19 protein-coding genes and 1 tRNA gene are annotated in these 22,215 nt (G+C 64.4%); 6 read left to right on the top strand and 14 right to left on the bottom strand.

Annotated elements, in window-relative coordinates; genetic code table 11:
- Positions 1–40: 40 nt before the first annotated feature.
- From RHPLAN_RS18030 to RHPLAN_RS18020, 3 genes are all read right to left on the bottom strand, one after another.
- Complete coding sequence (locus tag RHPLAN_RS18030; RefSeq protein WP_068020448.1) at positions 41–364, bottom strand: NIPSNAP family protein; 324 nt, start codon at positions 362–364, stop codon at positions 41–43.
- 89 nt (positions 365–453) lie between these two features.
- Complete coding sequence (gene pbpC / locus RHPLAN_RS18025) at positions 454–2,520, bottom strand: penicillin-binding protein 1C (RefSeq protein WP_068020446.1); 2,067 nt, start codon at positions 2,518–2,520, stop codon at positions 454–456.
- 7 nt (positions 2,521–2,527) lie between these two features.
- A complete protein-coding gene (locus RHPLAN_RS18020; RefSeq protein ID WP_084245115.1) occupies positions 2,528–7,744 on the bottom strand; it encodes an alpha-2-macroglobulin family protein in 5,217 nt (1,738 codons plus the stop codon).
- 262 nt (positions 7,745–8,006) lie between these two features.
- On the opposite strand from RHPLAN_RS18020, the gene RHPLAN_RS18015 reads away from it, so the two are divergent.
- Positions 8,007–8,083, top strand: a tRNA-Arg gene (locus RHPLAN_RS18015).
- A gap of 183 nt (positions 8,084–8,266) precedes the next feature.
- On the opposite strand, the gene RHPLAN_RS18010 is transcribed toward RHPLAN_RS18015, so the two are convergent.
- On the bottom strand, positions 8,267–8,698 hold the full coding sequence (locus RHPLAN_RS18010) for a hypothetical protein (RefSeq protein ID WP_068020444.1): 432 nt from the start codon (positions 8,696–8,698) through the stop codon (positions 8,267–8,269).
- Positions 8,699–8,833: 135 nt separating this feature from the next.
- The gene (locus tag RHPLAN_RS38425; RefSeq protein ID WP_198165021.1) at positions 8,834–9,805 is read right to left on the bottom strand and encodes a Bug family tripartite tricarboxylate transporter substrate binding protein; all 972 of its coding nucleotides are present in this window, start codon (positions 9,803–9,805) and stop codon (positions 8,834–8,836) included.
- A 120-nt stretch (positions 9,806–9,925) separates the two neighbouring features.
- On the opposite strand from RHPLAN_RS38425, the gene RHPLAN_RS18000 reads away from it, so the two are divergent.
- Entirely contained in the window at positions 9,926–10,771 is an 846-nt protein-coding gene (locus RHPLAN_RS18000; protein WP_068020441.1) for an alpha/beta hydrolase, read from the top strand.
- A 13-nt stretch (positions 10,772–10,784) separates the two neighbouring features.
- Here the strand turns inward: RHPLAN_RS18000 and RHPLAN_RS17995 are convergent, their stop codons facing one another.
- Both RHPLAN_RS17995 and RHPLAN_RS17990 read right to left on the bottom strand, forming a co-directional pair.
- Positions 10,785–11,804: a Bug family tripartite tricarboxylate transporter substrate binding protein gene (locus RHPLAN_RS17995; protein WP_157100329.1), complete on the bottom strand. Its 1,020-nt coding sequence runs from the start codon at positions 11,802–11,804 to the stop codon at positions 10,785–10,787.
- A gap of 80 nt (positions 11,805–11,884) precedes the next feature.
- Entirely contained in the window at positions 11,885–12,661 is a 777-nt protein-coding gene (locus tag RHPLAN_RS17990; RefSeq protein WP_068020439.1) for a class II aldolase/adducin family protein, read from the bottom strand.
- A gap of 209 nt (positions 12,662–12,870) precedes the next feature.
- On the opposite strand from RHPLAN_RS17990, the gene RHPLAN_RS17985 reads away from it, so the two are divergent.
- The gene (locus RHPLAN_RS17985) at positions 12,871–13,839 is read left to right on the top strand and encodes a Bug family tripartite tricarboxylate transporter substrate binding protein (protein WP_068020438.1); all 969 of its coding nucleotides are present in this window, start codon (positions 12,871–12,873) and stop codon (positions 13,837–13,839) included.
- Between the two features lie 10 nt (positions 13,840–13,849).
- On the opposite strand, the gene RHPLAN_RS17980 is transcribed toward RHPLAN_RS17985, so the two are convergent.
- Positions 13,850–15,175, bottom strand: a complete 1,326-nt coding sequence (locus RHPLAN_RS17980) for an NtaA/DmoA family FMN-dependent monooxygenase (RefSeq protein WP_068020437.1) — start codon at positions 15,173–15,175, stop codon at positions 13,850–13,852.
- A gap of 137 nt (positions 15,176–15,312) precedes the next feature.
- On the opposite strand from RHPLAN_RS17980, the gene RHPLAN_RS17975 reads away from it, so the two are divergent.
- The gene (locus RHPLAN_RS17975) at positions 15,313–16,320 is read left to right on the top strand and encodes a substrate-binding domain-containing protein (RefSeq protein WP_198165019.1); all 1,008 of its coding nucleotides are present in this window, start codon (positions 15,313–15,315) and stop codon (positions 16,318–16,320) included.
- A gap of 65 nt (positions 16,321–16,385) precedes the next feature.
- Here RHPLAN_RS17975 and RHPLAN_RS17970 read toward each other — a convergent pair whose 3' ends face one another.
- Positions 16,386–16,604, bottom strand: coding sequence for a hypothetical protein (locus RHPLAN_RS17970; RefSeq protein ID WP_068020434.1), 219 nt, complete (start codon positions 16,602–16,604; stop codon positions 16,386–16,388).
- Between the two features lie 174 nt (positions 16,605–16,778).
- Between RHPLAN_RS17970 and RHPLAN_RS17965 the strand changes: the two genes are divergently transcribed.
- Positions 16,779–16,979, top strand: coding sequence for a hypothetical protein (locus tag RHPLAN_RS17965; RefSeq protein ID WP_068020432.1), 201 nt, complete (start codon positions 16,779–16,781; stop codon positions 16,977–16,979).
- A gap of 191 nt (positions 16,980–17,170) precedes the next feature.
- Complete coding sequence (locus RHPLAN_RS17960; RefSeq protein WP_068020430.1) at positions 17,171–18,325, top strand: branched-chain amino acid ABC transporter substrate-binding protein; 1,155 nt, start codon at positions 17,171–17,173, stop codon at positions 18,323–18,325.
- Between the two features lie 48 nt (positions 18,326–18,373).
- Here the strand turns inward: RHPLAN_RS17960 and RHPLAN_RS17955 are convergent, their stop codons facing one another.
- From RHPLAN_RS17955 to RHPLAN_RS17935, 5 genes are all read right to left on the bottom strand, one after another.
- Positions 18,374–19,171, bottom strand: a complete 798-nt coding sequence (locus tag RHPLAN_RS17955) for a Bug family tripartite tricarboxylate transporter substrate binding protein (RefSeq protein WP_068020428.1) — start codon at positions 19,169–19,171, stop codon at positions 18,374–18,376.
- Positions 19,168–19,365, bottom strand: coding sequence for a hypothetical protein (locus tag RHPLAN_RS17950; RefSeq protein ID WP_157100328.1), 198 nt, complete (start codon positions 19,363–19,365; stop codon positions 19,168–19,170). Before RHPLAN_RS17950 ends, RHPLAN_RS17955 begins: the two co-directional genes overlap by 4 nt.
- Positions 19,366–19,424: 59 nt before the next feature.
- Positions 19,425–20,303 (bottom strand): fumarylacetoacetate hydrolase family protein, encoded by an 879-nt coding sequence (locus RHPLAN_RS17945; RefSeq protein ID WP_068020425.1) that lies wholly within the window; start codon positions 20,301–20,303, stop codon positions 19,425–19,427.
- A gap of 120 nt (positions 20,304–20,423) precedes the next feature.
- Positions 20,424–21,623: an acyl-CoA dehydrogenase family protein gene (locus tag RHPLAN_RS17940; protein ID WP_068020424.1), complete on the bottom strand. Its 1,200-nt coding sequence runs from the start codon at positions 21,621–21,623 to the stop codon at positions 20,424–20,426.
- Positions 21,623–22,123: a cupin domain-containing protein gene (locus tag RHPLAN_RS17935; protein ID WP_068020422.1), complete on the bottom strand. Its 501-nt coding sequence runs from the start codon at positions 22,121–22,123 to the stop codon at positions 21,623–21,625. The genes RHPLAN_RS17940 and RHPLAN_RS17935 overlap by 1 nt, the downstream gene beginning before the upstream one ends.
- Positions 22,124–22,215: the final 92 nt, after the last annotated feature.

Raw genomic sequence — 22,215 nt, 5'->3', positions numbered from 1 at the left:
TCGCCCTCCCTCTGAATCGATCTTCCCAGCTCCCGCCCGCTCAGCGCTTGATCGGCGCGAAGGAGGCAGGCGACATCAACTTGCTTTCCTGCTTGAGCAGGTAACCGGCCTCGGCATTCATTTCGAGATACTTGAGCCATTCCGGGTCCTTGAACAGCGCTTCGCGTCGTCGCGTGCGGTCGGCGGCGTCCTCGTAGACCCAGATGTGAACGTAGCTGTTGACGTCGCCAGTCTCGCTGACGAGCCAGGCGAGCGGTTCGCCGAAGTGCCGCTTTTGCGCAGCAAGCCCGTGCTTTTCGTACAGCGCCAACTGCTTGCGCAGCGTGCCAGGCCGAAGCGTATAGGTGCGATGATCGAGCAGCATCGAGCGTTCCCCTGTTTTCTGGGGACGGACGTTACAGGGCCGGCGCCACGGTGAAAACCGGCGCTGGCTGCGACATGGCAGCCGCGCTTCTATTGCAAGCGCACCATCACGCTGTCGACTGCGCCTTTGGCGTCGATCACGGTGAGACGGACGAAACCCGGCCCGTCGGGATCGACCAGCAGCGTGCGGCGTTCGGCGCGCGCAGTTGCGGGCAGGCCGTTGACCAGCAGGGTGAGCGGCTCAACGCCGCCCGAGACCTTCAGCGCCAACGGATCGAGCTTGCCGTCGAACGTGGCAAGCTCCACCCGCGCGTTGTTCGGCGGATACATGATGCGAAGCGGTGTGACGCCGTTGTCGCTCGCGACGGCGCCGTTCGGCCGGAAGTGCCGGAGCGGCAGCGGCAGCTTCGAGGACGAAGTAAACAGCGCGCCCTTCGGCGCGACAGGCAGAGGCGCGGTGCCCTGCCCCATTCGCGCAAAAGCGTCGAACAGGATCGGCGCCGCGGCGGCACGGCCGATCAGGCCCGGCACCGGCGCGCCGTCGGCGCGGCCGACCCAGACGCCAATGGTGCGCTTGCCGTCGAAGCCGACCGACCACGCATCGCGGAATCCGTAAGAGGTGCCCGTCTTGTAGGCGATGCGGCCGCCGGCGGCGTTCTCCGGCGGCGGCGTGCCGGACAGCACATTGCCGATGTACCAGGCGGCGACGTGATCGAGCAGCCGCCGTGGTGCGGCGGGTTCGGCCTTGGTGACGCGCTCGACGAGCGGCACGGCATCGCCGCCGCGAGCGAGCCCCACGTAGAGCATGGTCAGGTCGGAGAGCTTGATGCCCAAGCCGCCGAGCGCCATGGCCAGCCCCGGCGCCTCGCCCTTCGGCAGCACCAGCGATGCGCCGGCCTGCGTCAGCCGCGCGTTCAATCGGTTGGCGCCGACGCTGTCGAGCAGCGACACTGCCGGCACGTTGAGCGAGAGCTGCAGCGCGCGGCGCGCCGTGACCGTGCCCTGGAAGGTCTGATCGAAATTCTCCGGCGCATACGCGCCGTAACGCACCGGCCGGTCCTCGATCATGGTCTCGGGATGCGCGATGCCATCCTCGAACGCGAGGCCGTAGATGAACGGCTTCAGCGTCGAGCCGGGCGAGCGCAGCGCGTCGGTCAGATCGACCTGACCCTGGCGTCGAACGTCGAAATAGTCGGACGAGGCGACGCGGGCGAGCACTTCACCGGTCGCGTTATCGACAGCGACGATGGCGACCGACAGATCGGGGCCGAGCGCGCGGGCGCGCTCGCGGGCGAGGTCTTCGAGGCTCTTCTGGAAAGCCACGTTGATGGTCAGCCGGTGCAGCTTCAGCTTGGGCGCAGCCGCCACCGCCTGATCGGACGCGTGAGGCGCGAGCGTCGGCATGGCGCGGCGCACACCTGGCACGAGATCGCGCTTGGCGTAAGCGACCTCGTCGGGCGGCATCTTGCCCGACGCGGCGATGCGATCGAGCACACGATCGCGGGCGCGCTGCGCTGCCTCGGCCGCACGATCCGGGCGGCGCGATCCAGGCGACTGCGGCAAAGCCACGAGCAGCGCGGCTTCGGACAGCGAAAGCTTCTTCGGCTCCTTGCCGAAGTAAGCCAGCGACGCCGCGCGCACGCCTTCGAGATTGCCGCCGTAAGGAGCCAGCGTCAGATACAGCGAAAGAATCTCGTTCTTGCTGAACTGCCGCTCGAGCGCGATGGCTCGGGCGAGCTGACGAAGCTTGGCGAGGACGGTCCGATCCGGACGCGGCTCGAGCAACCGCGCCACCTGCATGGTCACGGTCGAGCCGCCGGAAATGACGCGACCGTTGCCGACCCATTGCCAGGCAGCGCGCGCCATCGCCAGCGGATCGACGCCGGCGTGATCGCGGAAGCGCCGGTCCTCGTAGGCAAGCAGCATGTCGACGAAGCGCGGATCGACATCCTCCACAGTCGCCGGCAAGCGCCAGCGTCCGTCCGGCGTCGCATAGGCGCGCAGCAGATGCCCGTTGCGATCGACCACCTGCGTCGAGACGTCAAGTTCGGCGAGCGTCGACGCCGGCGGCAACGACCGCACCCACCATACGCTGCCGAGCGCCGCGGCTATGACCGCCGCGCCGGCGACACAGAGGATGATGCGGCCGAGCTTCATCGAAACGTCACTTCGCCGAGACTTCGATCGACCCCGTCTCGGTGCGGCCGAAACGGTCCGGCCGGTACATGTCCTCGACATAGGCCTGCGGCAGCACGTAGCGGCCCGGCGAAACCGCGCGCACCACGTAGGCCACGGTGAACACCGGGGCATCCTTCGGCCCCCGTTCGAACGCCGCACTGAAGCGCTCGTCGCGGAATTCCGAATAAGTCGGAGCCTTGGCGTCGGCGATCCACGACAGCGTGCCGGTGTCACCCGACGAAACCAGCCGCGGATTGTCGATCTCGAAGCCCGCCGGCAGATAGTCGGCGACCATGACGCGGCCGAACTGCGGCTGCGGCTCGGTGACCTTCAGCACCACGACGAAGCGCTGGTTCTGCTTGGCCGTCTTCGGGTCGGACGCTTCGCCGTCGAGCGTGTAATAGAGCCGCTCGATCTTGAAGCCGTTCTCGGCGGCAGGCTCGGCGACGGTCGGCGCGCCGGACACCGACAGCACCGCCTGCACCTCGCCCTCGCCGGTGTTGGTTACTTTGAGTGGCTGACCAAGCTCCGCTGCCTTGACGCTTCGGAACAGCGGACCTTTCTGCGCGCTACCAGAAACATCGAGCGACACGCCTCCCGCTTCTTTCGCCATGGCCCGCGCCGCCATCACCATCCAGGCGTTCTCCTGCGTGGAGGTGTAGCCGGTGCGCGCCCTCGCCTGCTCGATCTTCTGCACGGCATTGACGATCATCGGCTTCGAGCCGCCGGCTTCGCTCGCGAGCGTCACCAGCGCCGCCGCATCGCGGAGCGTCGAGCCGTAATCCTCGCGGCTGAACAGCTCCGGTTGCGCCGGCGGCTTGAGATCGTCGAGCGCCGACTTGTAGACCGTTTCGGCGCGGGTGCGATCGCCGAGCAGCCCCAGGGCCGCGGCGATCTGCGCCTTGGCGATCGGCGTGCCGATATCGCCGAGCTTGGCATCGGCGAGATAGCGCAGATCGCCGAGCGGCGCGATGCCGTTCCGCGCCAGCACGTAAAGCGCATAGGCGAGATTGCGGCCGCCGTCCTTCGACACGTCCTGGGCGTTCGCGACCACGTTGCGCAGCCGGTCGAGCGCGAGCTTGAAGGCCGTGTCCGGCACCGCAAAGCCCTTCTCCTTCGCCCGTGTCAGGAAGTCCGTGACATAGGCGTCGAGCCAGGCGTCGTCGCCGCCGATGCCCCACAGGCCGAACGAGCCGTTCGATGACTGCCGCGCCAGCACCCGCTCGATGGCGTCGCGGATGCGCTGGTCGACGGCGTCGTCCAGCGCCAGATGCGCGGCGCTGGCGAGGTCGTTGACATAGAGCAGCGGCATCGCCCGGCTGGTGATCTGCTCGGAGCAGCCGAACGGATAGCGGTCCAGCGCCTTGAGCAAAGTCGCCGCATCGAGCGCGGTGGGCACGCCGACCGAAATCGCCACCGCGCCGGTGTTGGGCACCAGATCGGCAAACAAGTCGTTCGACACCGTCAGGCTTTCGCCCTTGGCGATGGTCTTCACCGTGCGCCGCGTCAGCACCTGCGTCGCAGGCTTGACGTTCATGCCGTAGCTGCGTTCAAGGGCGAAGTCGCCCGGTCCTTTGATCGCAACCTTGACGGTGCCCGCGCCCGAGCCTTGTGCGTTGAGCTGCATGGTGAGCCGGTCACGCTGCTTGGCGCGAAGCTGCAAGGTCTTCGACGCATCACCGCCGATGGTCACAGCGCCCTCCGCCGTGGTCGTGACGCTGTAGGCACCGGCCTGGCCTTCCACGTTGTCCAGGTCGAGGTTCATGGTGCCGCGGTCGCCCGTCAGCAGGAAACGCGGCAGCGTGGCTGTCAGCACGACAGGGTCGCGCACCGTGACGTCGCCGTTGGCGCGGCCGACCTTGTCCTTGCTCCAGGCCACCGCCATGACGCGGACCGTGCCGGAGAAGGCCGGGATGTCGAACTCGATCTCGGCCTTGCCGGAGCTGACGTCGATCACGCCGGAATAGAGCGCGAGCGGCGCCTGCGTCGGCGGGCTGCCGTTGAGCTGGCCGCCTTCGTCGCCGCCGGTCCTGATCTGGCCGCGGGTGCCCTGCATGCCGTCGATGAGCTGGCCGTAGAGGTCGCGGACCTCGGCGGAAAGCTGGCGCTGGCCGAGATAATAGTTGTCCGGCGCCGGCGGCTTGTAGTTGGTGAGGTTGAGAATGCCGACGTCAACCGCGGCGACGACGATCCGCGCCGTATCGGTCCAGCCAAGACCGTCGATCTTGACCGGGATGCGGAGCTTGGTGTTCGGCCGGATCAGTTGCGGCAAGGTCATGTCGACCGCAAGCGTGTGCGCCTTCTTGTCGATCGAGAACCACTGCACGCCGATGGCGCGGCCCGGCATGCGCTGGGCGCGCGCATCGAGCGGGCGGCGCAAGGTCGCGACCACGTAGGCGCCGGTGCCCCAGTCGGAGCCGACCTTCAACGGAATTTTCGCGGTGCCGGGCTGCACGTCCTGGGTCACGGTCGAGAGCAGCTTCTCGCCCATCACGTTGAGCGTGATGCGGCCCGCCGTGCGCGCCGTGACCGCAACCGTCATCGACTCGCCCGCCTTGTATTCGGGCTTGTCGAGCGCGATCTCCAGGAGGTCCGGCGTATCCGCCGTCGCGTCCGAGTAGAAGCCCGCGTCGAAGCTGATCGACGTCGTCGGCCCGCTCGCGTCAGCGCTCGATACTTCGAGACGATAGCGGCCCCATTGCACCGGCGATGAAATGCGGCCGGGCTCGCCGCCCTTCAGGTCGAGCCTGCCGTCGGCAACGCGGCGCGTGAGCTTGATCGCCTCGTAGTCCCAGCGGCCGTCGCGGCGGTACCACTGATAGCGCGACTCGATCTTGAGAAGCTCATAACGCAGCCCTTTCGCCGCCAGCATCTTGCCGTCGCGATCGACGAGCACGACGTCAAAGTTCGCCTTTTCGCCCTCGCCGAGCGAACTACCCTGGAACAGCGGCTTCACGCCGATCATGTTGCCGGCTGCAACAATCGGCAGCGTGATCTTCCGTTCGACCGCGCGACCGCCGGATTCGGCGAGCCGCACGATCACTTGCGCCTCAAGCGGCCGCGAGGTTTCCGGCAGCTTGTCGAGCGCGACGTCGAAGCTTGCTTTGCCGTTGTCATCGGTCTGCGGCATATCCTCCAGCGGCTGGCGGACGGTCGCGACATCCTCGTCGGTGACGCCGAACTGATAGCCGGCGAGCCCCGGCCGCTCCTTCGCGGCCTGGATCACCACCTCGCCTTCGAGATCGAGGTTCGAAGCCGGCGCGCCATAGAGATAACGGCCGTCGACCGTGAGCGTGGTCGGGTTGGCCCGCGTGATCTTCCCGGCGGGCGCCGCAAGATCGAACTCGAGCCGATCCGGCACATAGTCTTCGACCAGGAAGGTGGTCTCGCCCACTGAAGGCCGCTTCGGATCGGTGAAGGCGCGCACGCGCCAGGTGCCGGTCGTCGCCGCCGTCGAGATCGGCATGCTGAGCGAATAGCCGCCCATGCCGAGGTCACTCAGCGCGACACGGCGATACTCCAGGCCGTCCGGCCGCTCGACCACCACGGTCAACGGCACGTTCTGCGCCGCCACGCCCTGCGGATCGCGCAGCAGCGAGGTGATGTGCACGGTCTCGCCGGTGCGATAAACGCCGCGCTCGGTGGTGACGAAGGCATCGAGCCCCGTGGCCGGCGGCCGGCCCGAGACACCGCGGTCGCTGAGGTCGAATGCCGGCCCTTTGAGATTTAGGAAGCCGTAATCGCCCTTGCTGTCCGTCGCGACCAGCATGGCGGGCGCAAGCGCGCCCTCGCCCCGGCTAAGCCCCGCCTCGAACTGCACGCGGCCGGCGGCGTCAGTGCGCTTGGTGCCGAGCACCTCATTGCCGCGCGACATCAGCCGCACCTCGATCTGGCCCTTGGGCTCGGTCGAGGCGAGCGAGTTGACGAACACGTTGATGCCGTCGCTGCCCGAATAGGCCGTCAGCCCCATGTCGGAGACGATGAACCACTGGGTCGAGATCGAATCGTAGGTGTCGTTCGTCGCGCCGTTGACGTCGGCGGTCATCACATAGACGCCGGGCTGCATGTCGCCGACCGCCTGATCGACCGGAAAGGCGGTCGTCACATCGACGTTCAACGTCTGCTCGACCGCGAGCTCACCGCTCCACACCTTCATGGCGCGGCTGTCGGTCAGACGATCGATATCGTACTGCTCGAGATTGCGCTGGAAATCGCGGCCGAGCACGGTCTCGATCAGGTTGCGGTCGCTGATACGATAGACCGCGATGTTCACCGCCTTGGTGTTGACGCTGACCACCGGGATGCCGCGCTGACCGGTGCGCGGCAGCACATAGGCCTTGCTGGCAAAACGCGCGAACGGCTTGCGGTCGCGCACATAGATCGAAAGGTCGGCGGACTTCGACAGCGTCTCCTTGACGGTCGACGGCAGGCCCGCACGGACCGTCACCTGATAACGCTCGCCGTGCTTGAGCCCTTCGACGCAAAGTTGTTTGTCGTCGGCCGAAAGCGCCGGCTTGTCTAAGCCTGCGACCACAACGAATGGCGAGAAGTCGGTGCGTTTCGCCGGCAGCTCCTCGGAGAACTGGATGCAGGCACGCGGCGAAGCCGCATCCGAGTCGACCGAGTAGTCGAGCATGCGGAAGCCATGGTCCTCGCGCATTTTCTCGTAGGTGGCGCGCGTCTCGGCGACTTCACGGGTTTCCAGCGACAGCCGCAAAGCATCAAGCGCAGGCCGCCAGATGCGCCGCTCGGCGAAGCTCCTACCGATCACCGTGAGAGCGTCGGCCTCCTCGTTCCGATTGCCGGCCCGCTGATAGGCGACGTAGGCCGCGGTCGCGGCGCGCTGGAGGACTTCATCGCGCTCACGGTCGTTGGGGGCCCGCAGGAGCAGTGTGGCGCGAGCGAGACGCAGCCAGGTCACGCTCTCGTTCGGCGCCTGCGCGATGATCTGACCCAGGAGCGGCACCGCATTGCGCACGTCGTTCTTCTGGAAGGCCGCGTCCACGTCGCGGCGCAGCTGCGCCAGCGGCTTCGAGGCCGAACCCGCGTCGCTCTTGATCTGGGCCTCGAGCCTGATCGCGCTGTCCGCAAGCTCGGAGCGCTGGAACGGCTTGTCGGCGGCCAATGCCGCGCCGGAATTCAGGAAAATGGATACAAGGGTGACGAGCGCGGCGAACAGGCCGACGCGGGCGGACGCGAGCATGGCGGAATCCTCCTCCCCCGCGGCTGGTCAAATTTCCGCGGGATGACCATCAAATCACAAGCCCGAATCGTGTCGAGGTCGTGGCCGGGCGCCGGCGAAGCTTTGTCGCAGCCGCAACCGGAAAGGTTCATCTGTTTGATAGGAATTGTGAATTAGACTGGGTGGCTGCGGCTGGACTTAAGCCCTGCGGCGATGCACAAGCGCCCTAGGCGTGGCGGCCCCGGCCGGGTAAATCAAGCAGCAGTGGCCGCCGGCGTGGTTAGGCCCCGTAGCTCAGTTGGATAGAGCATCAGCCTTCTAAGCTGAGGGTCCCTGGTTCGAATCCAGGCGGGGTCGCCAACCGTTCAACGACTTACGAGAAAACAGCGCGGCAATTCCACGTTGCGCTTGTCTCGTTTGTTCTCGTTATTTTCAGCGGCTCCCGCCTGGTCCCAGCTGGTCCACGCGACAAAAAAACCCGGGCGATCTTATCGACCGACCGGGCGCCGTCCGGAACCTTAGGGACTAACCCCGCATCGTGGATCAGCTGACCTTGCGACGGCCCTTCACATAAAGCTCGATGTCAGGATGAGGTGCCGCAACGGGAGCTGTCGGCGGGTGCGGTCGTACCGCCGATGGCGCCGCCGTCTCGGGAGGCGCTGCTGTGTGCTGATTGGAGGGCAAGTGTTGCGCGATTTCGCTGGATATCCGCTTCAACCATTCTTCGGCGCGATCGGCACGAGCGTATTGGAACCTCAGAGCGCCCTCCAAATCCCTGGCGCGCGTCTCCAAATCCCTGATCCTCTCCTCGGCCGCCTTGAGTTGGAAAGCAAGTCCATCCGCAGCGTCACGAGCATTGCGCGTGTTTTGCTCCGCGATTGCGGCGGTCCGCTGAATTAATCCGAGAATCCTTTGCCCGACTTCCTCAACCGCGTCTTCTTCGATCACCCTCAGATCACCAGCACGCGCATTCATCGCACACCCCTTACTAAACACCACACAACGCGATGATCGTAGCGCCGACAATTTCGACCAACAAGCCAACGCCCAATACCTCCGGTGGACAACGGCTGAAGTACGCGCCCAGGCCAATGCGACAAGCGAGGCCGCCTACTCGCCCCTGATTCCCGCGTCGTTCAGAAGCTTCTTCCAGCGCTGGATATCGTTGCGAACCAACGTTTCGGTCTCCGCGGAAGTCAGATGCAGCGTCCGACCTCCGGTCTGATCAAACGTCGCGACAACCGCAGGGTCATCCGTCACAATTTTCATGGCAGCACGGAGTTTCGCGACGATCGCCGGCGGGGTCTCGGCGCGAACGAAAATGCCGAACCAAGTCTCCATGTCGAGTTGGGCCACGCCTGTCTCGGCGACAGTCGGGACATCGGGGTGAACCGGCTGCCGCGCAAGAGACGAGACTGCGAGCGGATGAACCTTGCCGCTTTTGACCAAGGCCATGGCCGTCGACGTGTTGTCGAACATGAGGTCGACCCGCCCGCCCAGGATGTCCTGATAGGCCGCGGCCGCACTGCGATATGGCACGTGCTGCATCTTCACGTTGGCGAGGTTGGCCGTCACCGCCATCGCGATGTGCTGGCCCGTACCGTTTCCGGTTGAACCGTAGGTGATCTTGTCCGGGTTTGACCGTGCAAAAGCGATGGTTTCAGAAAGCGTTTTCTGCGGCAGATCGTTGCGCGACACCAGAGTGAAGGACCAACTGACGGCAAGCCCGGCGGATACAAAATCCTTGAGAGGATCGTACGAGAGATTGGGATACAGCCCGACATTCAACGCAATATTCGATAAACCGCCCAGCAACAACGTGTAGCCATCTGCCGGTGACTTGAGGACCGCGTCCGTCCCGATCAGCGTTCCAGCCCCCGGCCTATTTTCAACGATGACCGTCCCCTTCAAGGCCGGCCCGAGTTTGTCCGCGATGATACGAGCGCTGGTGTCAAAGCCGCCACCGGGCCCTCCGGGCACAACGATGCGTATCGGCCGCGCCGGCCAATCCTCCTGCGCACGCGCTGGCGTCTGTTGGGCAAGGGCCAAGCCTATGGCGAGAGCCAGATGAGCGATACGCATCGAACTGCCTTTCCATGGCCGGCTCGTCGACAATGTCATGTGACTTGAGTGCGCACAACATAAGCCAGAAGATGGGCGTGGCGCGCTCCATGAAAACATAGATGAAAACATAGGTTCGCAATGCCCGACGTAGAAACGCACAAAGACATCGTATTCGCCGAGCACGACGGCATCGCGCTTCATGGCGATCTGTATCGTCCCAAGATGGCTGAACCGGCGCCGGTGATCGTCGCAGCGCATGGCGGCGCATGGCAAACCGGAGCCCGCTCGCGATATCAGTTATGGGGACCATACCTGGCGCAACGCGGCTATGCCCTTTTTGCGGTCAGCTACCGATTGTCGAAGCCGACCGCCAAAACATTTCCGGAAGCCGTTTGCGACGTGCGGTCCGGCGTTCAGTACGTCCGATCCAATGCCGCAAAATTCGGCATCGATCCCGGCCGTATCGCCATGATGGGCGATTCCGCGGGCGCCCATCTCAGCTCGATGGTCGCCTTGGCGCGGAATGAGCCGATGTTTCGCGATCGGTATCCCGCCGATCCGCACAACGGAGCGTCCGCCCAGGTCAAGGCCGTCATCGGCTTTTACGGCGTTTATGATCTGCTGGCGCAGTGGACGCACGACCAGACGACTCGCTCCGCAGACCAGTTCACCGAGAAGTTCCTCGGCGTCCCGCCTCGACAAAACAGGCGCGTGTATTTCGACGCATCGCCGATCAGCTACGCCACGATGGACCGCAATGAAACGCGATTCTTGCTCATCGACGGCACCCACGACGACATCGTCGACGCCTCCACACAAGGCGCGGCATTTCTTTCCGCGTTAAAGAACGCCAACTTCTATGCACGAGCGATCGCCGTGCCGGGTGCCGGGCATTTCTGGATCACCGATCCAATCGAGGAGCACGGCAGCTATTGTTCACTCGTTGCGCCGAAGATCTTGCGATTCCTTGGCGAGCATTTGTGAACTAAACGTATTCCTATTCCTGCCCGATCGCCTGCCTGACGCGCGTGACCAGTTCCGGCGTCGCGCTGACGATCTTGCTGACCATCGCCTGGACCTGCTCGGCATTGCGGGGCTCGATTCCGAGCTTGAGCTTGGCGGCGTCGGCGAGAAATGCCTCGTCGCGCATGAGATCGTCGAACGCACGGCGCAGGACCGCCACGCGGTCTGCCGGCACCTGCGGGCCGACCGCGAGTGCCCGCGAGAACGGCGTGCCGCTGACGACGAAATCGACGATGTCTTTCTTGTCCGCCGGCGCAAGCTCGCCCAGCGTCGGCACATCCGGCAGATCGCTCATCCGTGCCGGGGCGAACTGCATGGGCAGGACCACCTTCTTCTGGGCAAGCCAATCGGGCTTGGTGCCGGTCAGATTTTCCCACGCCACCACCCAGCCGCTGATCTCGCCACGCTCCATCGCGAGGTCGAGGTGGTTGCCGCTCGGATAGCCGGTGATGACCTTGTAGCTCGCACCGAGCACGTTCTTCGCCATCATCGCCCACTGATAGCTCAGATGCGTCTTGTTGAACGAGCCGAGCACCAGGTCCTTGGCCTTCGGATCGGCAAGACTCAGCGCAGGCGCGGTGTGCCACAGCGCCATCACCTGGTTGATGGAATCGTAGGTGCCGAGCCACTGGAACTTCGCGGATTCGTATCGCACGCCATTGGGCTCGAGCTTCTCGATCAGCGGCAACGGATGCGACATCAGGATCTTGGTGCCGTCCTGCGGACCCGTGTTGAAGATGTAATTGCCGGCGATGATCCCGCCGGCGCCCGGCATCTGCTCGACGATGACCTTGGGATTGCCGGGGATCATCCGCCCGAGATGGGCTGCGATGATCCGGCCATAGAGGTCGTACGAACCGCCGGGACCGGTCCCCATCACGATGGCGACGACCTTGCCTTTGTAGAAATCCGGCGCGGGCTGCGCCAAAGCCGCCGGAGCCAGAAGAACGAAAGCCGAAATCGCAGCGGCCTGCATGGTCGAAGATGAACGCATATTCCTCACCTCAGCGAGCACCGATCGCGCCGCTGTTCTCGTTCTTGATGGTGTCGCCGAGTGCGATGCGGCGGGTCCGCTCAGTCGCGATAGCCCGGATTGATCCTGTCCAGCATGCGCAGCACCGAGTCCCACTCCGCTGTCGGATGCGCCTTGGCGTATTGCACTTCCCAACGCTTCGCCGCCGCTTCGCAGACCGCAGCCGGCGGGATGATGATCGGTGCGCCGGACGCTTCCAGCACGAGCTGCGTGCGGCAGGACATCACCAGATACTTCATCAGCATGATCGCAAGCGCAGCACTGTTCGCGCAGGTCAGGAGCCCGTGATTGCGCAGGATCAGGGCCCAATGCTGGCCCAGGTCGGCGACCATCTTCTTGCGCTGATCGGTCGGGCTAGCCTGACCGTCGTAGTCGTTGTAGCCGACGCGATTGTAGAAATGCATCGAGTCCTGCGAGATCGGCTTGAGGCCCTCGCCATGCGCCGACATCGCGATCCCTTCCTCGGGATGAACGTGCACCACGCATTGGACATCCGGGCGGGCCTGCAGAACCGATGCATGGATGGTGAAGCCAGGATGCGGCTTGCGGCCTGTACCGTCGACCGAGTTGCCCTTCAGATCGACCTTGAGCAAGCAGGACGCCGTCACCTCCTCGAACATCAGCTCATGCGGCTTGAACAGGAAGTGCTCGGCTTCGCCCGGCACCCGCAGCGCGATGTGATTGTAGATCAGGTTGCTCCAGCCGTAGACCGCGGCCGCTCGATAAGCCGCCGCCAGATCGATACGAGCCGCCCATTCGGCCTCGGAAAACCGGGTTCCTTGAAGGTCTTGCCGCAATGGCGTGGCCGGCGGGGTCATGACGTTTCCTCGGTGTTATTTCAATTTCGCAGTCTTATGATTGCGCATCATGCCACGAAGTCGACGCCAAATCCCGTCGGCCGGGTGCATACCTTTTGTGTCGCCCCTTCATGGAGCTTATTCGCGTTCCTCTCGTGGGCGACGTCCGGGAAGCATGGCATGATCCCTGCTTGTTTTTCCGACTCTCGATGCACCCCAGGAGATGGCTTGTGAAACTCGTCGCAATCGCAGCCGTGATCGGCAGTCTCGTCTTGCCGACCGCATTGCCCGCGTCCGCCCAGAACTACCCCTCGGGGCCGGTCAAGATCATCTCCGACTCCGCTCCGGGCAGCGCGCCGGACGTCATCCTTCGCGTGGTCGCCGAGGCGCTCGGTCAGCAATGGTCGCAGCAGATCGTGGTGATGAACCAGCCGGGTGCCGGCGGGTCGCTCGCTGCGCGCGCGGCGTCCGGCGCGACGCCGGACGGCTATACGTTCTTCATGGCCGTCTCCTCGACGTTCGTGACTATGAAGGGCGCGGCACCGAACATTCCGGCGCAGGTGCCGCGGGATTTCGTTCCCGTCAGTTTCGTGAGCGAGCAGCCGATGTTCATCACGGTCTCGCCGGAGACCGGCATCCATTCGCTCGCCGACCTCATTGCGCTCGCGAAAGAGAAGCCCGGCGAAATCTCCTACGCGGTGGCCGGACGCGGCCGCCAAAGCCATCTGACCGGCGAATTGCTTGAACGCCGTGCCGGCATCAAGCTTTTGATGGTCCCCTACTCCGGCGGCCCGGCGGCGGCCATGGGCGACCTTTCCACCGGACGCGTCAGCATGCTGATCGAAGGTGGCACAGCTCTGATCGGCGCCATGCAAGGCGGGCGCCTTCGCGGCATCGCGGTCGGCTCGGAAAGCCGTCTCGCGGAGTTTCCCGATCTCGCCGCTGCGGCTGAAACCGTCCCGAAATTCCGCAGCGCCGGCTGGCTTGCTTTGGTGGCGCCGCTCGGCACGCCGGACGCAATCGTGCAGAAGGTCAATGCCGACTTGCGCAAGGTCCTTACCAGTCCGGACGTGCGCACCAAGCTCGCCGCGCTCGGCAGCTACACCCACCCGCTGTCGCCGGCCGACACGCAGACCTTCATCCAACAGGAGCAGCAGACCTGGGGACCGATCCTGGACGATCTTGCGCGCTCGCAGTGACGGTAGCGCGCTAATTCAGGTTCTCGCGCAGCGTTTGTCCGGTATAGGCCTTCTTCGCGAGGCCGCGCCGCTGCAGTTCGGGAACGACGTGCTCGACGAACTCGCGGATGTTGTCCATCGCGGAATAGCCGCGCCCCAGGATGAAGCCGCCGTTCGAGCCGCTTGCGGCGTGCATCTCCTCCAGCTTGTCGGCGATCTTCTTCGGGGTGCCGGCCGCAACCAGGATGCGATCCACCAGAAACCGCCGCCCGAACTCGTCCACGGTCTGCGATGGATCGGTGGTCTTGAGCAGTTCATCGAAGCTGCCGTAGTTGCCCTTCTGATTGCGCACCTCGTCGGCGAAATCGGCGAGTTTCATGCCCGGCCGCGCCTTGGAGAAATCGACGTTGTATTGCGCCGACAGTTCGACCAGCCCGGCCTGTGGCGGAATCGCTTCGAGATAACGCCGCTCCTTCTCCTGCGCGTCCGCGTCGGAGTCCGCGACCTGGATCCGGATCGACCAGAGGATGCCGACGTCGCGCGGATCGCGGCCGAACGCCTGGAGCTTCTGGTCGAGCGCTCCGCGATGCTGCTGCATGCTGGGCACCGTGCGCCTGGTGCTGAACTGCAAGTCGGAGTAACGCGCAGCGAGATCCATGCCCGGGCCCGACAAGCCGGCCTGGATGATCACCGGCCGGTGCTGCGGCGACGGCAGCGCCGGCAGCGGTCCGCGCACGTTGAAGTATGTCCCGCGGTGATCGATGCGATGCACCTTCGAGGGGTCGGCGAAGATGCCCGTCTCGCGATCGCCGATGAACGCGCCTGGCTCCACGCTGTTCCAGAGCTTGAATGCCACCTCGACGAATTCCTCGGCCCGCAGATAACGGGTGTCGTGGTCCATCATCTCGTCGAAGCCGTAGTTCGCGGCCTCGTTCTTATAGGCGGACGTCACGACGTTCCAGGCGATCCGGCCGCGCGTGACGTGGTCGAGCGCATTGAAGAAACGCGCGACATAAAACGGATGGTGGTAGGTGGTCGACATCGTGATGGCGAACCCCACGTTCGGCGCCGCCTTCGCCATCAGCGGAATCATGGGCGCCATGTCATGGCGCGGCCATTTGGCGCCATAGCGCACCGGCGCCTCGTGGCTGCCGCCGAAATCCTCCGGCGTTCCGCCGGTGTCGCCGAAGAACAGCATGTCCATGCAGCCACGCTGCGCGATGCGGGCGATCTCTTCGTAAAATTCCGATGTGCTGTAGTAATCGTACCCCACCCATGACCCGGGCAGCCGCCACAGATAGTCTGTATGGAGGAACGACAGGTCGGCGGCGAGATGCATGGTGGGCGACTGAGACATGCGATGGACGCTCGTAGGATCGGCGTGAATGGAATGGCGGCTCGCGCATGCGCGATCCGGCATGGCGCAGTCTAAAAAAACTGGCACAATAAAATGAAGACCGCCAGCCGGCGGTCCATACCCTCCGGAGATGGCTGGTGTCCAAACTGCAAATCAGCTTCGCGTGCTGTCCATACGACCGCTTGAACCCGATCATCAGCGGCCGTGTGCCGGTCGAAGGCTGCGACTGCAATTTCTTCCCGCTGCGTCCGGAGGAGCTGTTCCCGCGGGTCTACGGCACGCAGGATTTCGACGTCACCGAGCTCTCGGCGAGCTCGCACATCCTCACCGCGCTGCGCGGCGATACGAAATACGTGGCGATCCCGGCCTTCGTGTCGCGCGTGTTCCGGCATGGCGACATCTACATCCGCACCGACCGCGGCATCCGCGAGCCCGCCGACCTGCGTGGCAAGATCGTCGGCGTGCCGGAATATCAGATGACCGCGGCGCTCTGGATCCGAGGCATCCTGTCGGACGAGTACGGTGTGAAGACCTCGGAGATCCGCTGGCGCAATGGCGGCCTGCAGAAGCCCGGCCGCGGCGAGCGCACGCCGATCACGCTCCCCAAGGAGATCGAGCTTCAAACCATTCCGCCGGACAAGACGCTGTCCGGAATGCTCGCGGACGGTGAGATCGACGCGCTCATCACGGCGGTGCAGCCGCGCTGCTACGCCGAGAAGGCCCCCAACGTGGACCGCCTGTTTCCGGACTATCGCGCCGCCGAGGAGGCCTATTTCCGCAAGACCGGCATGTTCCCGATCATGCACTTGATGGCGGTGCGCAAGACGCTCGCCGAGCAGCACCCGTGGCTCGCCGGCAACATCTTCAAGGCGTGCCTCACGGCGCGCAATCTTGCCGCCGAGGAGATCAAGTCGACCGGCATGTTCTATTCCATGCTGCCATGGCTCTCGGACGATCTCCGGCGCGCTTACGACGTCATGGGCCCGAACATGTGGCCCTACGGCGCCAGCTCCAACCGCAAGGAGCTCGAGGCGATGCTGCGCTGGTCCTTCGAGCAGGGCCTCGCGCCGCGGCACGGTACGGTCGAGGAAATCTTCGCGCCCGGCATGACCGAGGCGCGCTGGGACACGAACCATTCGCCGTGACCGGCGATCTCGGCGCGTCCAACCTACGCGGGCCGCGCAGGTTCTGCTGCGTGCGTGACGCGCGATCAGGACGCCGGCGGTGACGTCACGCCGTTGTTGAACACCCGCGTCAACATGCGCTCGCACTCTTGCGTCCGCGCGCGTGCGCCTTCGCTGCCCCAAAACTGAAGGATCTCGCGCAGGTCCCGGATCGCCACGTCGATGGCCGTGACCATGTCGCAATCGATGTCGTCGTTGGCGGGCTGAAGACGAAAGTCGTCGAGGCGGATGATCTCGGCACTCACAAAGCAACTCCACGAATCGGTTCTGTCGACGATGACTTTCGCCGGTTAACACTCGGTGAGTTCCGCACAAATCCTTGGCCCTGATGCGTATCCCGGCGCCGTTCTTCGCACCGGCAGGGCCAATGGCCGACAAGCCTGCACCGCGGGAACCCTCGCAGCCATTCGCGCGTTACTGTGCCGATCATCTGGCAAGCCATTCAGGTGGACATCATGCGAGCGCTTGCGCTGTTTCTTCTGATTGTTGTGGTGGCCTGGGCTGTCGACGAAGTCGTTTTTGACGGCCGTAACGGTGCGCAGCTTTACCAAGAGGTGCACCATCAGGGTCAGAAACTCAGAGCCGAGGTGAAAACCCGGCTGAACACCGACAAGACCTGATCGAGGGGTCGAAAACGGCGGCCGGGCTGTGCCCATTTCCCCCCGGACCATCCGTGCATCGGTAAAAAGCAACCTCTGCCCTGGATGCAGCGGCGACACGCTGCAAACCCCCTTCATCCTCCGTTCGTTCTCTGGTCCTATAGTGCCGGGCGACGCCACTTGCGTTACATCCGACGCGAGGACCTGGAAAGATGAAGAAAAGTGATTGGGCTGCGATTGCATTGGTCGCTGCCACCGGCGTTTTCGGCACAACGCCGAGCCTGAAAGCCGACGAGCCTTGTCCCGCACAATGCGCCACTGGCAAGGTGCCGCTCGGCGTCGCGGTGCCGCTGACCGGCGCGGTGTCGGCCTTCGGCAAGCCTGCCGCCAAGGCAGTCGAGATCGCGGTCGCCGACATCAACGCGGCGGGTGGTCTTCTGGGCGTTCCGATCGAACCCGTCGTCGCCGACGACCGTTGCGATGCCGGCATGGCGCCGACCGTGGTGAAGCGTCACGTCGAAAGCAATGTTCGCTACGTCATCGGTCCGATTTGTCCGCTGGTCGCCATGGACGCTGCGCCGGGCTACGGAAACTCCGGCATCATCGAATTCGTCCCGACGGTGCCGACCGTCGAGCTGACCCAGAACAATCCCAACACCGTCTTCCGCATGATTGCCAACGACGAGCAGGCGGCGCAGGCGCTTGCCACGTATCTCGCCCGCGAGCAGGCCGGGAAGAAGGTCGCGGTGGTGTTCGGTGAATTCTTCAATCGCCGCGCGGAGGCCAAACTCATCGATGCCGCGCTGTCGCCGCAGCAAAAGACGCTCATGCACATGGAGTCGCTTGCCGACGTCACCGGTGCCTATGACCGCCTGGTCGACAAGCTGCAAAAGAGCGCGCCGGACATCATCTACATGGCGCTCGACGTCCAGCAAGCCAGCGAGTTCATCGGCAAGCTGCGAGAGCGCGGCATCAAGGCGCTTCTGATGGGCGGGCAGCAGTTGCTTGCCGCGGGCTTCTGGCGCGGCTTCCGCGACAAGGCCGAAGGCATCCAGATCATCGCGCCGATCGACTCGCTGAACGATCCCAACTATCTGAAGGCCGTCGCTCAACTGCAGAAAGCCGAGATCATCCCCGATATCGTCGCCTTGTCGAACATCGCCGCGGTGCAGACCTTTGCGGAAGCGGTGCGCCTGGCCGGCAGCGGCGATCAGAAAGCGGTGGTGGCGCAGCTTCGCTCCGTGACCTTCGACACCGCGATCGGCAAGGTCGCGTTCGACGCCAAGGGTGATCAGCGCGATCTGCAGTATTCGATCCTGACCTGGAAGAACGGCACCGTGGTGCCAGGTCTTCCTTGGCAGAAATGACTTCCTTGGCAGAAGTGACTTCCTTGGCAGAAATGAGTTCTTGGCAGCCTACTGCTGCGGCACTCCGGCCGCGCGCATGATAGCGGCCCACTTCACGGTTTCGGTCTCGACGTATTTTTGCAGATAGGCTGGCGAGCGCCGCTCTGCCGGCACCGCGGTGGTTGCGACATCCTTCAGCCGCGCCTGCACGGCCGGCGTGTCGAGCGCGACGCTGATCGCCTTGTTCAGTGTCGTGACGACGTTCTCCGGCGTGTTCTTCGGCAGGGAAAGCGCCATCCAGTAATAGCCATCGACCATGTCGAGGCCCTGCTCGGCCGCGGTCGGCATGTCAGGAAACAGCGGCGAGCGCTCGCGAGTCAGGACCGCAAGGACCTTGGCGGAGTTGGCCGCGATCAGCGGCATCGCCGCAACCGAGATCGGGCAATAGTAATCGATGGAGCCTGCGATCAGGTCCTGCAGCGCCTGGGCTGAACTGCGATATGGCACGTGCGTCACGGACGTGGCGCCGATCGCCGCCGTCACCATGGCGCAGGCAAGATACGGCCCCGCGCCGACCCCGGCCGAGCCGAACGTCATCTTGGCCTGGTTGGCTTTCACGTAAGCCACGAATTCGCGAACGTTGTTGACCGGCAGGTCCTTCCGCACCACGAGCACGATCGGCTGCTCCACGACGAGGCCCGCAGGCGCGAAATCGGTGCGCGAATTGAACACCGGATTTTTGAACAGGTACTGGCTCTGCGCGAAAGTGTCGACGCCGCCAAACGCGATCTGGTAGCCGTCGGCCGGCGCCTTGGCGACACGGTTGATGCCAACCATGCCGCCGCCGACCACATTCTCTACGATCATCTGTTGGCCCAGAACCTCGGACAATCGGCCGCGAGGATGCGTGCCACTGTGTCGGCAGCACTGCCCGCGCCGAACGGCACGACCAGCGTGACAAATCGCGTCGGCCAGCTTTGCGCGACGGCCGTCGCGATGCTGCCCGCGAGTGCGAGCAAGCAGACAAGGCTCAAGGTCCGCATCCGGTGAACGAAGCGCACCAAATCCTCCCAAGGTATTTTACCGGCGCGGCTTCGTTCGGCCGCGCTCGACCCTGCACCTACGCCTTGATGTCGTGGGCCCTGACTTGGATCTTCAGCTCGCCAAGCTGCGGCAGCGACTTCATCGTCACGGTGTCGCCGGGCTTCACCGGGCCGACGCCTTCCGGCGTGCCGGTATAATAAATGTCGCCCGGATAGAGCGTGTAGAACTTCGAGGCGAACTCGATCAGCTTCGGAATGTCGAAAATCAGGAAGCTGGTGTTGCTCTCCTGGCGCTTTTCCTGGTTGACGTGCAGCACGAACGGCACGTCGGCCGGATTGGGCAGCTCGTCCGCGGTGATCATCCACGGGCCGAGCACGGTGTAGCCGTCGATCGACTTCCGGAAGCTCCGGTCCTCAGCGCCGCGCGCCGTCATGTCGAGGCCGAGCGAATAGCCCGCGATGTAGTCGTAGGCCTTCTCCTTCGGGATATCGCTGCCCTGCTTGCCGATGATGACGCAGAGTTCGGCCTCATGATCGTTGCGGCGGTCGGGGAAGCGCATCGGGATGCCTTCGGACGGGCCGACCAGCGAGGTGTTGGACTTCAGGAAGATGCCGGCTTTCTCGATATCCGGCGAGAAGCGTGCGAGCCCCGGCACGGTGTCGCGGAACTTCTGCATCTCCTCGATGTGCTTGCCGTAATTGGTGGGCGCCGCGAGAATCTTCGGCGGCTTCGCCACCGGCGACAGGAGCTTCACCTGCGAAATGGGCTTGCCCGGCGCGGACTTCGCCATCGCCTCGAGCTTGCTCCGCCATTGCGGCAGCGCCGCCACCACCGGATCGACCTTGGCCGTATAGGGCGTGGAGTTGCGGATTTCGGTCTGCGCCTGCGTGACATCGTGGACCTGGTCCCCGATCACCAAACCAAGCCGGTCGTCGTCATAGCGGCAGAGCTTCATAGGCGTATCACTCCTTCAGCGCATTGCGCGCGTCTTCGACGCGCTATTGGTATTAACTCATTGGTGTCTTAAGGCTTGGCGCGGACATTAGCCAAGCGCAGCCGTGGTGGGAATGCCTATCTAGAGGACAAAATCCTTGTTGTTTTCGATCCCGAACAGCATCGCGCCGTAGGTTTTCGCGATCTGGTCGAACTGGTTGGAGACGTGCTGTCGGCCCACCGTGATATCGGCGTGAAACCGCCCGAACGGCAGGTCCGCCGACATGCCGGCGGTGCCGGCCGCCTTGAACAACCGCGAGGCGAGCAGGCTGCAGCGCTCCGCCACCCAGGCGTTGTGGAATTTGTATTCCAGGCGCAGCTTCATCGGCGGCATTTCGCCTTTGGCCGCATAGCGCTCCAGCTCGTGGAAATTCCGGTGCAGAATGGTCTTCATCTCGTCGATCGCGACCGCGGTCTCGGCGCAGGTGATCTGAACCGTCATGTCCTCGGATGCCGCCGCGCCCGACCCGCGCTGGATGCGCTTCTTGCCGTAGTCGAGATAGGCGTCGAGCATGCCTTTGAGCGCGCCGATCGCACCGGTCGAGACGCCGCGGAAGAACACCTGTCCGAACGGCAGCTTGTAGAGATTGCTAGTGTTCAGCATCTGCCCGGGACCGTAGCCGCGGAAGCTGTCGGCGTATTTCTGGGTCCGATACTCCGGCACGAAGACATCCTTGATCTCGATGTCGTTGCTGCCGGTGCCTTTGAGGCCCGGCACGTACCAAGTGTCGATGATCTCGTAGTCCTGGCGCGGAATGACGAAGATGCGCCGGTCGTCGGGTCTGCCCTCCACGATGCCGCCGAGAAACGCCCAGGCGCAGTGGTCGGACCCCGACGCATATTTCCACCGCCCGCTGAGCCGGAAGCCGCCGTCGGCCGGTTTCGCCACCCCGGTCGGCATCAGCGACGAGCAAATGAGCGTGGTGTTGTCCTGTCCCCAGATCTCCTGCTCGGCCCGCTCGTCGAGCAGCGCGACGAACCAGGGATGGATGCCGACCACGCCGTAGACCCAGGCGACCGACATGTCGCCCTCGCCGAGCGCCATCTGCACCTCGTAATAGGTGCCCATGTCCATCTCGTAGCCGCCCCAACGCTTGGGCTGCAGCACCTTGAACAGGCCTGCGGCCTGCATCTCGGCGATGGTTTCTTTCGGCAGTCTGCGCTCACGCTCGCCATCCGGCGCGCGCTTCATGAGCGTTGGGATCATCGCGCGGGCGCGCGCGATGATCTCGTCGGAGGTCGGGGTGTTCTGAGCAGTGTCTTGCCGGGCCAGCGCTGGCATTACTTTTCCAGTTCGACCGTCTTGAAGTTCGCCGGCATCACGATTTCCAGCACTTCGCAGCCTTCTGAATAATCGAGCACCTTGTGCACGACGCTGTGCGGCTGCAGCCAGCAGTCACCGGCGTGCATCGTATGCACGCCCTCGCCTTTGATCTCGGTGGTGATCGTGCCTTTGAGCACGTAGATCATCTGGAAGTCGGCCTCGTGCAGATGATCCTTCGACACCAGCTTGGGGTCGCACTGGCCCTGGAAGCGGATCACATGGGCGACGGCCATGCCGTGGGTCGCGTCCTTAACGCCAAGATCGCGATAATGCGCGTAGGTGCGCAAGCCGTCGGCTTTGAAATCCTCCTCGCGATGGTGGCTTTTGACGAACTTGTGCGGCCGGCGTTGCTTGGCAGCCGCCGTGGCTCGGCGCCGTGCTGCGGGCTTCCGTCGTGCAGCGCTGCGGCTCGCGGATTTCTTGCTTCGTGAACCGGCTTTCGCTTTGGCCTTGGCCATGGCGCCTTCCTCCCAGTTCGTTGCGATTGATTTTCGTCATGCTGCCTTGCGCGGCATCCCACGGCAAGCGTTGCCGGACTGCTTTTTCGGGG

The organism is Rhodoplanes sp. Z2-YC6860, assembly GCF_001579845.1.
Classification (GTDB): domain Bacteria; phylum Pseudomonadota; class Alphaproteobacteria; order Rhizobiales; family Xanthobacteraceae; genus Z2-YC6860.
This window is presented reverse-complemented; position numbering and strand designations above follow the sequence as displayed.